This is a genomic window from Denitrobaculum tricleocarpae (assembly GCF_007004665.1).
Classification (GTDB): Bacteria; Pseudomonadota; Alphaproteobacteria; order Kiloniellales; family Kiloniellaceae; genus Denitrobaculum; species Denitrobaculum tricleocarpae.
In genome coordinates this window covers 1-14,414 of sequence record NZ_ML660057.1, presented here as the reverse complement: position 1 = coordinate 14,414, position 14,414 = coordinate 1, and the positions used below count along the sequence as shown (strand labels likewise).

The 14,414-nt window shown below is 57.5% G+C and carries 12 protein-coding genes and 1 pseudogene; 3 read left to right on the top strand and 10 right to left on the bottom strand.

Annotated features, from left to right (window positions below):
• Position 1: 1 nt before the first annotated feature.
• The 5 genes from FKG95_RS17220 to FKG95_RS17200 form a co-directional block, all read right to left on the bottom strand.
• Positions 2–1,189 carry a DUF2336 domain-containing protein gene (locus FKG95_RS17220; RefSeq protein ID WP_142897646.1) on the bottom strand — a complete coding sequence of 396 codons (1,188 nt, stop codon included), beginning with the start codon at positions 1,187–1,189 and terminating at the stop codon, positions 2–4.
• A gap of 175 nt (positions 1,190–1,364) precedes the next feature.
• A complete protein-coding gene (locus tag FKG95_RS17215; RefSeq protein WP_142897645.1) occupies positions 1,365–2,969 on the bottom strand; it encodes a trimethylamine methyltransferase family protein in 1,605 nt (534 codons plus the stop codon).
• A gap of 4 nt (positions 2,970–2,973) precedes the next feature.
• Positions 2,974–3,999 carry an L-threonine 3-dehydrogenase gene (gene tdh, locus FKG95_RS17210; RefSeq protein WP_142897644.1) on the bottom strand — a complete coding sequence of 342 codons (1,026 nt, stop codon included), beginning with the start codon at positions 3,997–3,999 and terminating at the stop codon, positions 2,974–2,976.
• 97 nt (positions 4,000–4,096) lie between these two features.
• Entirely contained in the window at positions 4,097–5,299 is a 1,203-nt protein-coding gene (locus FKG95_RS17205) for a glycine C-acetyltransferase (protein ID WP_142897643.1), read from the bottom strand.
• 158 nt (positions 5,300–5,457) lie between these two features.
• Positions 5,458–6,066, bottom strand: coding sequence for a helix-turn-helix domain-containing protein (locus FKG95_RS17200; protein WP_142897642.1), 609 nt, complete (start codon positions 6,064–6,066; stop codon positions 5,458–5,460).
• 259 nt (positions 6,067–6,325) lie between these two features.
• On the opposite strand from FKG95_RS17200, the gene FKG95_RS17195 reads away from it, so the two are divergent.
• From FKG95_RS17195 to FKG95_RS17185, 3 genes are all read left to right on the top strand, one after another.
• Complete coding sequence (locus tag FKG95_RS17195; RefSeq protein ID WP_142897641.1) at positions 6,326–7,351, top strand: GlxA family transcriptional regulator; 1,026 nt, start codon at positions 6,326–6,328, stop codon at positions 7,349–7,351.
• Between the two features lie 138 nt (positions 7,352–7,489).
• Complete coding sequence (locus FKG95_RS17190) at positions 7,490–8,512, top strand: P1 family peptidase (protein WP_142897640.1); 1,023 nt, start codon at positions 7,490–7,492, stop codon at positions 8,510–8,512.
• 869 nt (positions 8,513–9,381) lie between these two features.
• Positions 9,382–10,176, top strand: a complete 795-nt coding sequence (locus tag FKG95_RS17185; protein ID WP_142897639.1) for a THxN family PEP-CTERM protein — start codon at positions 9,382–9,384, stop codon at positions 10,174–10,176.
• Between the two features lie 106 nt (positions 10,177–10,282).
• Here FKG95_RS17185 and FKG95_RS17180 read toward each other — a convergent pair whose 3' ends face one another.
• The 5 genes and pseudogenes from FKG95_RS17180 to FKG95_RS17160 all read right to left on the bottom strand — a co-directional run.
• Positions 10,283–11,029, bottom strand: coding sequence for an ABC-type transport auxiliary lipoprotein family protein (locus FKG95_RS17180; RefSeq protein ID WP_142897638.1), 747 nt, complete (start codon positions 11,027–11,029; stop codon positions 10,283–10,285).
• Complete coding sequence (locus FKG95_RS17175; RefSeq protein WP_142897637.1) at positions 11,016–12,044, bottom strand: MlaD family protein; 1,029 nt, start codon at positions 12,042–12,044, stop codon at positions 11,016–11,018. The genes FKG95_RS17180 and FKG95_RS17175 overlap by 14 nt, the downstream gene beginning before the upstream one ends.
• A gap of 13 nt (positions 12,045–12,057) precedes the next feature.
• The gene (locus tag FKG95_RS17170; protein WP_142897636.1) at positions 12,058–12,951 is read right to left on the bottom strand and encodes an ABC transporter ATP-binding protein; all 894 of its coding nucleotides are present in this window, start codon (positions 12,949–12,951) and stop codon (positions 12,058–12,060) included.
• A 2-nt stretch (positions 12,952–12,953) separates the two neighbouring features.
• Positions 12,954–14,111 (bottom strand): ABC transporter permease, encoded by a 1,158-nt coding sequence (locus FKG95_RS17165; RefSeq protein WP_142897635.1) that lies wholly within the window; start codon positions 14,109–14,111, stop codon positions 12,954–12,956.
• A 189-nt stretch (positions 14,112–14,300) separates the two neighbouring features.
• A pseudogene (locus tag FKG95_RS17160) lies at positions 14,301–14,414 on the bottom strand (IS5/IS1182 family transposase); the annotation flags it as partial.

Sequence of the window (14,414 nt, the reverse complement as noted above, 5' to 3'; positions counted from 1 at the left end):
CCTAACGTTTGCCGTCGTTTATGATCCGCAGTGCGTTCTGATAATAGGGGTCGCGCTGCCAACGGCGCATCATGGCCGTTGCGCTCTCCAAGCTGGTGTTGTCGAAAAACGCCATGGCCTGGGTGATTTCGTCCGTCTCGATGTGTTTGTCGCCCAGCCTGCCGCGGCGGAATTGCACGAGAATGGACGCAAAGGCGAGCTTGTCGAGACCGATGGCCTTGCAGACGACCGCGAGACCTTCACCGCCCGGTTCGAATACAAAACGGCGCAGCAAGTTGGACCTCAGGCGGCTGAAGCGGCCCAGGCCCAGCATGAAAGATGCGACTTCACCTTCCTTTAACAGATCCATCAGCCATTTGGCCTGTTCCGGATGGATTGTGAAGTCATTGGTTTTGGCGCTCAAGGGCGCAATATTGTCGAATTCGCGGCCCGCTGTTTCTCCCTCGCTCTCCGCAGCTTCGAGCAATCCGCTGACTGCAGTCTCGATGTTCTCATCAAGCTCGGTTGGGTCGAGATCGTAGGTGTTGGTGAGATGCTGCCGCAGTGCTGCCGATACGCTCCAGTAGAGTTTGCGCGCGAGCGTGGGTGAGAGGTCCTGGCGCTTTGCGAGCGGGGATTGGTATGCAGTGACCTCTTCCGCCTGATCGACCAGTCCGCGAAGGTCTTCGTCGGCAATGGAGGCACCCTCGTTTTCGATCAATGCCGTGATAACACGTTGATTCCCGGTTTTTATCAGGGCGTTGGAGAGGGGTTCGCTCAGGGAAGGGCGCATAGCGACGGCGACCTGGTGCTCCATGGTCCGGTACTGCACCACCTCGATCAGTTCGGAATCGCGGATCACCTCGCTTTTGACCAGGATCGGATGTGCGACCTCTATTTCGTCGTTTGCCAGGGCTTTGAGGAGATTGCTGTGAGCGTCCGGCAGGACGGCGAGCTGGGCGGCCAGGGCTTTGCGCACCGAGATTTCCACGTCATGGATAATCTGGTGGATAATTTCACTCATGATCTGACGATCGGCATCGCTCAGGGTGTGGCCCTGACCTGTATAAAGATCGCCGATTACGCTCGCGAGCCGCGACCTGCTTTGGACGGATTTGTCGCGCGCGAGTTCGACCAATTCGTCGAGCTCATGAGCATCGACGTGGCTTTTCGCGCTGTCCGTCCTTTCCAGTCCGGTCTCGAAACCCATGGCACCTCTGTATCGTCTAGGCGTCCGACCGCGTGACGGGCGGAGTTCTACTACCTAAATGATCTCAAAAGTACCTCCTTAAAGTTGATAAGGTGTGAATTAAGAACTGCTTTAGTGTTGATTTTTAAGGAGTTTAGGAGCGTACATCCAAATTGAGATTTAATCGCTGAAACTGTTAAAAATCGGTCGGAACACCACCTTCTTCCTTACGTTTCGAGACAAACTCCGCCAGTTCTTCTGCCGTGGCCGGGTCGAGGTAAGGCGCTTCATATTCCTGAATAAGCTGTTTGAAGACCCTGTTTGCGCGCTGGGTTGCTGTTTCTGAGCCGGCTTCCTCCCAGCTTTCAAAGTTCCGCCAGTCCGAGAGAATTGGGGCGTAAAAAGCCTTTTCGTAGCGGGCCTGTGTATGCTCCGTCCCGAAAAAGTGCCCGCCCGGCCCCACGTCGCGGACTGCATCCAGTCCCAGGCTTGCGTCGCTGACTTCGAGGGGCTCCAGATATGCCGCGACCATTTGCAAGAGATCGGCGTCGAGGATGACCTTTTCGAACGATGCGCAAAGCCCGCCTTCAAGCCAGCCCGCGCCGTGTTTCAGCAGATTGGTATGGCCTGTGACCGCACCCCAGAGGGCGAAAACCGATTCGTAGGCGGCCTGTGCATCGACGCAGTTGGAGGCATTCACATTGGAGGACCGATAGGGAATGCCATAACGGCGGGCCAGTTGGCCACCGATTTGAGCCGTTTTAATGTATTCGGGAGTCCCGAACGCCGGCGCGCCCGACTTCATGTCGACATTCGAGGTAAAGCCGCCGTACATGACCGGCGCTCCAGGACGGACGATCTGTGCGAAGGCCAGACCGGCCAGGGCCTCGGCGTTCTGCTGGGCGAGCGCCCCTGCCAGTGTCACGGGCGCCATCGCACCGGAGAGGGTAAAGGGCGTGATGACCACCGCCTGATTGCGCCGCGCCATTTCGATAATGCCGGTCAGCATCGGGTTGTCCAGGCGCAGCGGCGAGGAGGTGTTGATGATGGTCAGCAGGCTGGGTTGCTGGTCGAGTTCCGACTCTGTCAGCCCGCGGCCGATCCGCACCATTTCAAGTGCATCGAGATTGCGTTCCCGTCCCAGGGAATAGGCGTGAAAGACTTTGTCGCCCATCGTGATGAAATCGCTGAGGCAATCGAGGTGGCGTGTGGCAGGTGGCAGATCGACAGGCTCGACCGGATAACCCCCGAACATATGGATGATATTGAGTTTCTGGCCCAGTCGGACGAAGTTCCGGAAATCGACCTGATTGCCGACACGCCGGCCGCGGTCGGTATCCGAGCAATTCGGGGCACTGGCGACCATCGAGGTAATGAAATTCCGGCCCCCCATTGGCAGGTGGCGTTCCGGATTGCGGGCGTGCAGCGTGAATTCCGAGGGCGCATTCGCGATGGCCTCGAGGATCATGCTGCGATCGAAGCGCACCCGCTCGCTGCCGGGGGTCACGTCTGCGCCTGCCTTGTCGAGAATCTCCCGGGCCTCGGGCAGCAGGAAATCCATGCCGATCTCTTCAAGGATGGTCAGAGACGCATCGTGAATTCTCTCGATCTGTTCCGGGTTCAGGACTTCGGCGGGCGCGTAGGGATTGACGATGGTTTTCCAGGCGGGTTGGGTGAAACCGTTTTGACGTCCGGCGCGTTTGCCGCGCCGTCCGCTTGAACGGCCTGTCCGGCGGGACCTGCTGCTCCCGTCGTTCTCAATCGCCGTCGCAGCCGTTTCACCAAGCCCACCATCGTTCATTTTATCAACTCCAATCGAGGATTACCTTGCCTGATTGACCGCTATTCATGATCGAAAAGCCTTCCTCGAAGCGATCGATCGGGAACCAGTGTGTCAGCACCGGTGTCAGATCCATCCCGCTTTGCAGCAGCGCGGTCATCTTGTACCAGGTCTCGAACATTTCACGCCCGTAGACCCCTTTGAGCGTCAGGCTCTTGAAGATCAGATCGCTCCAATCAATCGCGGTATCGTTCGGCTGAAGCCCGAGCAATGCGATTTTGCCGCCATGGTTCATGGCATCGAGCATTCCCCGGAAAGCCTGCGGATTTCCTGACATCTCAAGGCCGACATCGAAGCCCTCGGTCATCTTCAGATCGGCCATGACTTCAGGCAACGTCGACTTGGAGACATTAAGCGCGCGGGTGGCTCCGAGTTTTTCCGCTAACGACAGTCGATAGTCATTCACGTCCGTTATGACCACATGACGGGCACCAGCATGCTTTGCGATGGGGATGGACATAAGGCCGATCGGACCCGCGCCGGTGATCAGGACATCTTCACCGACAAGATCGAAGGATAGCGCCGTGTGCGCGGCGTTTCCCATCGGGTCGAGGATCGCTGCCAGATCATCAGAAACGTCGTCGGGCAGGGGATAGGCGTTGCTGGCCGGAATGGCGACGTATTCGGCGAAGGCGCCGGCGCGATTGACGCCGACACCGCTGGTGTTCCGGCAAAGATGCCGCTTGCCCGCCCGGCAGTTCCGGCAGTGTCCGCAGGTGATATGGCCCTCACCTGAAACCCGGTCGCCTTCCTTAAAGTCAGCGACATTGCTGCCGACCTCGACGATCGTGCCGACATATTCATGACCCACGGTCATGGGCACGGGAATCGTGTGCTGTGCCCAATCATCCCAGTTGTAGATATGCATGTCGGTGCCGCAGATCGCGGTTTTCCGCACGCGGATAAGGACATCGTTTTGACCGCAGAGCGGTTTTGCGACGTCTTCCATCCAAAGACCGGGCTCCGACTTTGCTTTGATCAAGGCTTTCATGGTTTTCTTCTCTTTCAATGCGCGAGAATTTTGCGGCGCTTCGGGACGGGCCAGGTCCCAAAACCGGGTTGCTTGAGCATGTTCCGATCATGCGGGCTCATTTAATGACGCCGAGTGCACGTCCGGCTTTGGCAAAGGCCTCGATGGCCCCTGCGAGGTCTGCTTCGCTGTGGGCTGCGGACATCTGGGTGCGTATCCGCGCCTTACCCTCGGGCACGACAGGGAAGGAAAAGCCCGTCACGTAGATGCCGTCGTCGTACAGCATTTGCGCCATCTCGCCCGCCAACCTGGCGTCGCCGAGCATCACAGGGATGATGGGGTGCTCGCCGGGAACCAAATCGAAACCCAAATCCTGCATCCCGGTTCTGAAGAACCGGCTATTTGCCCTCAGGCGGTCGCGCCACAGGCTGTTGCCCTCCAGCAGGTCGAGGACAGTAATCGATGTCGCGACAATCATGGGCGCAAGGGAATTGGAAAAGAGATAGGGGCGGGACCTTTGGCGCAGCCAGCTCACGATCGGCTTGGAACTGGCAACGTAGCCGCCTGATGCGCCACCCAACGCCTTTCCCAGGGTTCCGGTCAGGATATCCACGCGATCGGAAACACCGCAGAGTTCGGGCGTGCCGCGGCCTTTTTCGCCGACAAATCCGACCGCATGGGAATCGTCAACCATGACCAGGGCATCATAGCGCTCAGCCAGATCGCAAATAGCCTTCAGGTTGGCGATGGTGCCATCCATGGAGAAAACGCCGTCGGTTGCGATCATGCGAAAGCGGCAGTCTTGCGCCTGTTTGAGGCAGTCTTCCAGCGCCTCCATATCGTTATTGCCGTACCGCAGGCGCCTGGCCTTACAGAGCCTTACACCGTCGATGATGCTGGCGTGGTTCAAGGCGTCGCTGATAATGGCGTCTTCAGCGCCCAGAAGCGTCTCGAAAAGGCCCGTATTGGCGTCGAAGCAGGAGGAATAGAGGATCGTATCCTCCATACCCAGGAAACCGCTCATCTTCGCCTCGAGCTTCTTATGAATATCCTGCGTGCCGCAGATGAAACGTACGGAGGAGAGGCCGAAGCCATAGCTGTCCAGCGCTGATTTGGCCGCTTCGATCAGGGCCGGATCGCTCGAAAGGCCGAGGTAGTTGTTGGCACAGAGGTTAATGACCTCCTTCGCATGCGCCGCGTCGCCGTCGACCTTGATATGGGAGCCTTGCGGAGAGGTGATCAGGCGTTCTCCTTTGTAGAGCCCTTTGTCGATCAGCGATTGCGTTTCCTGCTCCAGATATGCGGAAAGTGCTCTGCTCATTTGCGAGGTGTCCTTATTCGTAGCGTCTCGTGACAGCGGGTAAGTACAATATAGTGAACAGTCGTTTCGTACGGGTGACTGGATCAGAGCCGGATTGTTCGCTTCCGGCATTCAGAGCCACAACTCAATCCCCGGCATTTACTGCTTGCGGCGAAGCTCTAAACCGAAAGTTGGCCGCTGTTATGACCTGGTAGTGCCATGACCAGAAGCGCCTGCGCTGGTGCTTTTGCGGTATTCTCAATTATGTGTGTCTGATCCGATGGATAGCGCAGGGTTTCGCCCTGGCTCAGATCGACAACCTGATCGGGCAGATGAACCCGCAGCGCTCCACTCAAGACCGTTAGGTGTTCGTAGGTATCTTTCGCATGGGCCTGGGAGTTCAACTCGCTCTCCGGCTCGAAGCTGATTTCGTACCATTCTACCGGCAAAATCGTGCGAGTCGGCCCTAGAATTCGCAGCTCACACTTGCCGTCGGCGCTTCTCATGGTTGGGGTGGAATGGGCCCTGACGTGCGTGACGGCACCTCCGTTTTGATCCTGCCCTTTGGACGCACCGAGCAGCTCGCTCAGTTCAATGCCCAGCGACTGGGTCAGGTTCCAGAGGACCACAAAGGTCGGATTGACCTTGCCGCGCTCGATCTGAGACAGCATGGATTTGGAGATCCCGCTTCGGCCGGCCAATTGATCAAGCGTCAAACGCCGCTGCTTTCGCGCAATTTGCAGGGTGCCTCCAAGCTGGGGAACTGGCGGTGTATCTATCGCGGGCATTTTGTCGTTTCGTTCCTGTCATGGGTGTGTTCACTATATCGAATAAAAGTTTTGTCAGCAATGGGGCGCGGCGACTCTAGGGGCTGTCCGAGGACCTTTTCGCAAGCCCTGGTTCGTGGTTTATTACCGTTCTGACAAAGTTTTTCGACAGGACACTGGTCTGTAAGCGTGATGCGGCTTGCCTCTCGCGTTGGATATCGGGTATCGCGGATGGAGCGAAACCGGAACAACACGGGAAACAGGGGAGGGCGAATGCAAAATGGCGAAAGATGACAGCAGTGCGCCTACAGGGGCGGCAAAAGGCCGTAACGGCTACGAACGGCCCACCAAGTTCGGCGTGCTCCTGGTTCCGGGCTATTCCATGATGACGCTAGCCGCCATCCTTGATCCTCTGCGGCAGGCGAACGAGCAGACGGGGCGAAAACTCTACGAGTGGTCGCTCTTTTCCACAGATGGGGCTCCGGTCATCTGCAGCAGCGACGTGGCGGTTGACGTCCAGTATGACCTGAATGCCGAGGTCTATCCGGACATCGTTCTGGTATGTGCGGGATACCATCCCCAAAGAAATGTTAGTAAGTCCGTCCTCGCCTGGCTGCGCGTCCGCGCGCGGCGTGGGGCGGTCATCGGCGGGACTTCAACCGGGAGCCTGATCGTTGCCGCCGCAGGTTTGCTCGACGGTTACCGCGCGACAATCCACTGGGAGAATCAGGCCGGTTTTGTTGAGCTTTTTCCGAACGTGATCTGGACCGGCAATATTCTGGAAATCGATCGAAATCGCTATACCTGCTCGGGCGGGGACGCAACGCTTGATCTCATGTTGAACATTATTGCCAGGGATCATGGCTCATACCTCGCCATGATCGTGTCCAGTGAATTCCAACACGGCCGGATCCGGACCAGCAGCGACAACCAGAGCGTTGCGCACCGAAGGCTGCTCAAATTGAAGTCTGCCAGGGTTTCGGCCGCCATCGAAATCATGGAGCAATATCTGGAAGAACCTCTGACGCTGGAGGAAGTGTCCGAGAAGGCGCAGGTTTCACGACGCCAGCTCGAGCGCCTCTTTCGTCATCACCTGGGCTGCTCACCTGGAAAATACTATCTTGATCTTCGCCTGGACTTTGCCCGCTCACTCCTGCTGCAAACCGAGAAGCCGGTCACGGACATCGCTTTCGCTTCCGGGTTCGTGACTCTCTCTCACTTTTCCAAGAGCTTTCGTCAGCGCTTTGGTATCAGTCCCCGGCAAGAGCGACTGGGGGCTGCTGACGCGATCTCTGCGCCGCTCTGATGAGATCTGCGGACAACAAAAAAGCCGGACAGACATCCCGCCCGGCAGTACTCCTCCCGTTGATGTCTCCATGCTCTACATCAGCGACCGCACTTCGGGAATGAGCGTAGTGTATCGTGGCAGACTGGAGGTTTCTGAATGGTCAAGTCGCGTGAAGCCGGCCCGGGTCCGGTCGGTCCGTCAAACGCAATCACCGACGTGCCAGGGCTCAAGGTTGGAAATGCCGGCGACTTCGGCCTGCGGAGCGGTGTCACGGTCATTTTGCCTGACCGACCCGCGGTCGCGGCCGTGGATGCACGCGGTGGCGGGACGGGAACGCGCGAGACTGTGTTGCTTGATCCCTCCGCCACTGTAGAGCGGGTGGATGCAATTGTGTTGAGCGGCGGTTCGGCATTCGGCCTGGATGCAGCAAGCGGCGTAACCGGATGGCTGGCCGAGCAGGGCAGGGGCTTCCGCATTAAAGAAGCAGTCGTGCCCATTGTGCCGGCGGCGATCCTCTTCGACCTGCAAAATGGCGGTGATAAGGACTGGGGCCGCATGGCCCCTTATCATCAGCTTGGCAAAGATGCGGCGGCCGTGGCTTCGATTGACTTTGCCCTGGGCAATGCCGGTGCGGGGATTGGCGCTGCAGCGGGTGATCTGAAGGGTGGACTGGGATCTGCATCCGTTCTTATGGGAACCGGTGTAACCGTCGGTGCGCTGGCAGCGGTCAACCCTGTCGGATCGGTGGTGATGCCCGGAACCGCTCACTTCTGGGCCTGGCCATTCGAGCGGGATGGAGAATTTGGCGGATCGCCGCCTTCGCCCAAGCCCCTGACCTGGGATCAGAATTACAGCTTTCCGCAGGGCACGGCGGGGCAAAACACGACACTGGTGGCGGTTGCGACCGATGCCGTCCTCACCAAGGCACAGGCGCAGCGTGTGGCGGTCATGGCTCAGGACGGTCTTGCGCGCGCGATCCGCCCGGTTCACACACCGCTCGACGGAGATGTGGTCTTTGTCCTCTCTACAGGACGGATAGCTTTGAAAGACTCTATCTCTGAACTTGCGACGATTGGGATGCTCGCCGCAGATACGGTGGCACGTGCGATCGCCCGGGGCGTTTATGAAGCCGAGAGCCTTGGTGAGACGTTGTCCTATCGGGAGCGCTTTAGCAAATAGCAGCCTGCCGCGGCGGCTGAACGGCCCGTGACTAGCCCGTGGACTTGGGCGCATTACTTCGGGGCAAGCCCGGAGGCCAGGCTCGCAAACTGGCTGACCAGCCCACCCAACTGCTACCGATGAGGGAATTATTCCGACCGTTCTGATTGCGGCTGAAACGGCGTTTGGCGGCGATGGTGCCGCTTGGGCTGCCAAAAGGCGCAAGTGCCTTTCATGCCATAATTTGTCACAGATGCTGCTCCTGATCGCGATGCCACTTTTGGAGCACAGGTTGGGTTGTACTCAAAATACAGGGTTTCCGCGGCATCGCGGGAAATTCTGGCAAATTTCTAACCGCTGGTTTTTGCTATAATCAACTGACAGTATAGTGTTGATTGTATGCATATAATTGTTAACCATTTCTATGTAAGAGGGGTGGTGAGCGGGTAAGTGTCAAATAATCTGACAGGTTCTCAGTCCAATCTATAAGTTAACCATTCGTTAACTATGCGACTCCAGGGAAAATAAGGGATTCTTTTGTTTTATGCTTGAATTTTGTCGTCGATTTTCTTTACAGAAGCCAATTGTGTTCTAACAATGGCAAAATCAAAAAACAGCTAAAATACTGAAAAATATAAATAATTTACAGATTGACGGTAGGCGAATTATTTGTGTCGTAAAAGTGGTTTTGTCAGCCTTTTTTACAATCTGATCACGGTGATCGACGAAAAAGCTTCTAACCTATTGAAATATATATTTTAAAAATTTTGGCATCAGTTTTGCAAAGTTAATGCACGTGTATCACAGGTAGCGAAGCCCTAAACGGCGAAGGTCTTGGCAGCTTCCTCGGAAACCAGACCAAGTGTAATAAAAATGGAGACCATAAAATAATGGCATGGACTAGCTTCAAACGCGTATCGACTGCGTTGATCGTGTCCCTTCCCGTCGCTTTCCTCGGTGCCGCCGGTGCCTCGGCCGCGCCCATCACGGAATGGACCTACACGATCGATAGTGCGTTTACTGCCTTTTCGCCAGCGGGTGTGACAGGATCCAATCCCAACGCCGAACTCGGAGCTCCCACCACGCTTGAGTGGGGAACCGGCGGCGGTGGGCCGAGCTCACTGGTTGTCGACTCCACCGTTACCAGTCCGCCGGTTTTGACCACAGGTGGACCCGCCGTGCTGGGCGCCTCGGTCACCCATAACAATAACCCGATCAGCGGCACGACACTGACCTCGGCAACGCTTTCGACGCAATTGGTGTTGACGGCGTCCAGCGATCCGACGATCACCCGCACTCTGATGTCGGATTTTGAGATCGAGTTCAGGGAAACCCCGAATGACGGCGACTGCGGTTTCGACTCGGTTTCGAATTGCGATGACATCTTCATTCTGTTGAACCCTGAAGTTCTTGTTGAAGAGTTCATCATTGACGAGTTCATCTATACCATCACGCTGGACGCGGTGGGACTGGGGCCGTTGAGTGACGCCGCCTGTGCGGAAGCCGGTCAACCGTCCGGTTGTGTTGGCTTCACCACACAGGAAAGTCAGGCCAACAATCTGCAGACGCGCTTCTCAATCACCGCCCGTGAGATCCGAATTCCAGAGCCCGCCAGTCTTGCACTGCTCGGTTTTGGACTGCTCGGCATGGGTATTGCCGTTCGGCGTCGCCGCAAAGTGGCCTGACACTTGGCGCCAAAGCTGAGTTCCAAAATCAAAACGGCGGCTCCTGTGAGCCGCCGTTTTTTCTTTTGATGCCAGCCGGAAAGGCTTGTGAGCGTCGGGACCCCGATTATCCGGATGAGGGCTGTCTCGGTCGCCGGCGGCGCTGCTGATTCTGTTCGAATGCCGTCTGGCCGGTCGTGAGGGTCCATTCGACCAGACCTCTCAGGACTTTATCCAGGGCCTCGTCGAAGGCGGTGATGATGCTGTCGATCTGGTCCGCCGCAGCTGTCGATGTATGCTCGAAGTTTTCCGAGGCGATGATTGAGCGCTGAGGAAGCTGGATCAGCTTCGCATTGATGCCGACCAGCGCTTCCGGTTCGCCGCTGCGGTAATAGATCGTCTGAAACTCTCTGAGTTCCGTCTTTAAGATGAAGTCCGCGCGCAGTCCGCCCGTCTCCCGCGCCACTGATACGATCTTGCCGCTGTTCTCGAAGGATTCGACCATTAGCGTCTGAACCATGATCGGCGCCTGATCGACCCAGCCCGATCTCGCATAGAATTCCATCTGGGTCGGCGAACGCTGCAATGCGATGCGGGTCGTGTTCAAGCTGCCGTTCGCGACCGGCGGCTCGAGAACGAGTTGCCATTCGACCGCCGGCAGATCCTGGCGAAAGGTGCTTTTGGGGGTCAGGCGATAAAGCGATGGCGGCGGCCCCTGGCCTGGCACAAGGTTCGAGCAGGCGGATACCAGGCCGGCGATGGGAAGGGCGGCGAGGGCTTTCAGGCTCTGTCGCCGCTGCGGAAAGGCCGGACTGCCGGATGCGACAGTGGGGCCGGAAGAGACGTGCTCGGGATTTCTTTTATTGTGCTTCATAGCCCTGTTGCTGGTCGCCGAAGATAAAGCGGGCGGGGTCGCGCTGCACTTCGGTGGTTATACGTTGAAGTACGCTGATCAGTTCGCGTGCTTCGATCATGACGTTGGAAACCTCATAGAGGCCGGTGGTCGTAAAGTCGTTGATGGGTTCACGGTTCTCGGCAATCAGGCCTTCGAGCTGACTTGCCGCCCGGTCCATGCTGCTGACCGTGCTATCAAGTTTCTGGAGCACGACGCGAAGATCGGCCGATACATCCTGGACCGAACCGTCAACTGTGCCGGCTGTCGTTTCAAAGGCTTTCAGGGTCTGGTTCGCGCTTGTCGTCAGGCTCTCCAGGTTGGTCTGAATCGATTGTGCCGTTTCCTTGAGTGAACCAGTGGCCTCGCTCAAATTGTTCATCGTGACCGAGGCGTCGTTGATCAGCATTTCGACCTTGTCGCGGTTCTCCACGAAGGCTTCGCTGATTTCGCGCGCGTTTTTGATGGTAGCGGCGATGTCCGCCCGGTTGCTGTCGCTCAGCACGTCGTTGGCCCGGTTGAGAAGCAGGATCGCGCCGTCCAGAAGTTCAGGTGCTGAGCTGATGACGCTCTCAAGGTCCGACGAGCGTGAGGGAATGATCGCGCGTTTTTCTTCGCTGGTCGCTTCGAGCATCGGTGCCTCGCGTGAACCGCCCGACAGAAGCACGTAAAGACCGCCCGTAAGACCGGCAAGGTTCAGGGTCGCGTAGGTGTCCGTCTTGACCGGCGTCGCCGCGTCGACTTCGACCAGGGCCCGGACGCGATTGGGATCATCGTGGTCGAGCCCGATGAAAATGACTTCGCCGACCCGCACGCCGCTGTAGCGCACAGGACTGCCGGTCGCGAGACCGGTGACGGATCCCCGGAAAAAGATATCGAAGCGTTTGACTTCCGTGTTGATTTGGAAGTTGGCCAGCCAGATCACAAAGCCGATCAGGCCAAATACCAGCAGCAGGACGAAGCTACCGACCATGACGTAGTTTGCACGGGTTTCCATTATGCGATCTGCCTCACCCTAAATGCTCCTGCCTTTTTTGCGTCGGCGCTGGCGTAACGGGCGCCGTGCCGGCTTGTGCCGCCTTACCTATATGGTGTCCAGCGTGCGTTTTTGCCGTTTCAGCGGCCCGGCCGCGCGGACCTTTGAAGTATTCATCGATCCAGGGGTCCGGCTCTTGAATCAACTCGGCAATGGTCCCCACCTTCACCTTTTTGTTCAGCAGCACTGCAACCCGGTCACATATGGCGTGCAGCGAGTCGAGATCATGGGTCACCATGACCACCGTCAGGCCCAGTGTCGCCTGGAGCTCCAGGATCAGCTCGTCGAACTTTGCCGCGCCGATCGGGTCGAGGCCCGCGGTCGGCTCGTCGAGAAAGACGATCTCGGCATCCAGAGCGAGGGCCCGGGCCAGGCCGGCGCGCTTGCGCATGCCCCCGGACAGTTCCGAGGGATACTTGTTTGCGGCGTCAGCGGGCAGGCCGACCATCGACACTTTAACATCGATCAACTCCTGCCGAAGTTGCTTGGAGAGCCTTGTGTGCTCCTTGATCGGGGCTTCGATGTTCTGAGCGACCGTGAGAGACGAAAAGAGAGCGCCATCCTGGAACAGAACCCCCCAACGCGCCTGCAGGGCCCTGGCTTCGCGCACCGACAGCTTGGAAGTGTCTTTGCCGAAGACTTCAATAAGGCCCGACGACGGCCTGTTCAGGCCTATGATCGTGCGCAGCAGGACCGACTTGCCCGTGCCGGAACCGCCGACGATACCCATGACTTCGCCGCGCCGAACCGAAAAATCGAGTTGGTCATGCACGACCTGCGTCCCGAACTTGTTCCGCAGTCTGCTGACGTTGATCACGGTTTGACCGTTTGTCACTTGGTCCTGCGCCGTTTCATTGCTTGAGGCCATTATCAAATCCCGATAATCGAGAAGATAACGGAGAAGAGCGCATCGAGGACGATGACCAGGAAGATAGCCTCGACGACCGATCGGGTGGTCTGTTTGCCGACGGATTCTGCGCTGCGGGCGACGCGAAGGCCTTCATAACAACCGACAATCGAGATGATGATGGCAAAGAAGGGGGCCTTGATCATACCCACCAGGAAGTCATTCAACCTCGGGACGGAGAGCAGTTGACTGGTGAATTGAGCGAGCGAGATGTCCAGCGTCGCCATCGCCATGATCGCGCCGCCCAGCAGCCCCATAACATCTGCGTAGAAGGTCAGCAGCGGCATGACCAGAAATAGTCCGATTACCCGGGGCATCACCAGGACGTCCATCGGATCCAGACCGATGGTCTCCATGGCGTCGATCTCTTCGTTGACCTTCATCATGCCGATTTGCGCGGTAAAGGCACTGCCCGAACGGCCAGCGACGATGATGGCCGTCAGCAGAATTCCCATTTCGCGCAGAATTCCGACTGCTACCAGATTGACGGTGTAAATCTGAGCGCCGAAACGCGCGAGCTGGTCGGCGCCCTGGAACGCCAGCACAACACCGATAAGAAAGGAAATAAGTCCCACGATCGGCAGCGCATTGAAGCCGGTCTGTTCCATCTGGCTGACCAGAGCGACAAAGCGGATGCGCCGGGGGTTCAGAATTGACCGCACCAGGACGATAACGGTGTAACCCAGAAAGTTCAGCAGGTCACGGCCGGCTTTGCAGAACAGATAGGTCTCATGCCCCAGATGCTCCAAAACCTGGACCAGGGCATTGCCCCTTGAAGGCTCAGGCGGACACTCGATGTGGTTTTCCGAGACCGTGCGCATAATGGTTTCTGTGGTTTGCGAAGCCCTGTGGTACTCGACCGACAGGCCGGCGGCTTTGAGTTCGGCAGCTGTGCGGATGATGACCCAGGCGCCTGCGGTATCGAGGCTTTCGATCTCTGCCAGATCGAAACGTGCCGTCTCAAGCCCTTTGGCTTTGAGTTTTCGCAGGTCACGGCTCACCTGACCGACGGTTCGGATCGTCCAGGCGCCCTCGAACGAGACGGTAAGTTGTCTCTCTGCAGTTTTAACCGTAAAGCTGCATTGGTCGGCAGTTGGAACTTCGACGTCGGCCAACGCCATAAATGTATCCGTTTACAAGTTTTATCAAAGGGATCGAGGAAGGGAGTTTCGCCGAGCTTCAGATATCAGTCAAATTTTCCCCCTCAATCCGCCTCTGACAGCGAATCGCGCAGAGAGTGTGATTGCGAGGTTAAACGAAAACTCGGACGTATTTGTTAAAAAAAAGGAAATAGTGCCTAGGGTCGGGACTCAATTGATCCACCAAGTGATGGAAGCGGCGAGGCATATGGCCGCGAGGAAGGTGTCGGCACGCTTGTCGTAGCGGGTCGCTATCCTCCTGAAATCCTTGAGCCTGCAGAACAT

Excerpts from the sequence above, each read along its gene's own strand:
- FKG95_RS17220 (WP_142897646.1), bottom strand. The coding sequence starts at position 1,189 with ATGGGTTTCGAGACCGGACTGGAAAGGACGGACAGCGCGAAAAGCCAC.
- FKG95_RS17215 (WP_142897645.1), bottom strand. The coding sequence starts at position 2,969 with ATGAACGATGGTGGGCTTGGTGAAACGGCTGCGACGGCGATTGAGAAC.
- tdh (WP_142897644.1), bottom strand. The coding sequence starts at position 3,999 with ATGAAAGCCTTGATCAAAGCAAAGTCGGAGCCCGGTCTTTGGATGGAA.
- FKG95_RS17205 (WP_142897643.1), bottom strand. The coding sequence starts at position 5,299 with ATGAGCAGAGCACTTTCCGCATATCTGGAGCAGGAAACGCAATCGCTG.
- FKG95_RS17200 (WP_142897642.1), bottom strand. The coding sequence starts at position 6,066 with ATGCCCGCGATAGATACACCGCCAGTTCCCCAGCTTGGAGGCACCCTG.
- FKG95_RS17195 (WP_142897641.1), top strand. The coding sequence starts at position 6,326 with ATGGCGAAAGATGACAGCAGTGCGCCTACAGGGGCGGCAAAAGGCCGT.
- FKG95_RS17190 (WP_142897640.1), top strand. The coding sequence starts at position 7,490 with ATGGTCAAGTCGCGTGAAGCCGGCCCGGGTCCGGTCGGTCCGTCAAAC.
- FKG95_RS17185 (WP_142897639.1), top strand. The coding sequence starts at position 9,382 with ATGGCATGGACTAGCTTCAAACGCGTATCGACTGCGTTGATCGTGTCC.
- FKG95_RS17180 (WP_142897638.1), bottom strand. The coding sequence starts at position 11,029 with ATGAAGCACAATAAAAGAAATCCCGAGCACGTCTCTTCCGGCCCCACT.
- FKG95_RS17175 (WP_142897637.1), bottom strand. The coding sequence starts at position 12,044 with ATGGAAACCCGTGCAAACTACGTCATGGTCGGTAGCTTCGTCCTGCTG.
- FKG95_RS17170 (WP_142897636.1), bottom strand. The coding sequence starts at position 12,951 with ATGGCCTCAAGCAATGAAACGGCGCAGGACCAAGTGACAAACGGTCAA.
- FKG95_RS17165 (WP_142897635.1), bottom strand. The coding sequence starts at position 14,111 with ATGGCGTTGGCCGACGTCGAAGTTCCAACTGCCGACCAATGCAGCTTT.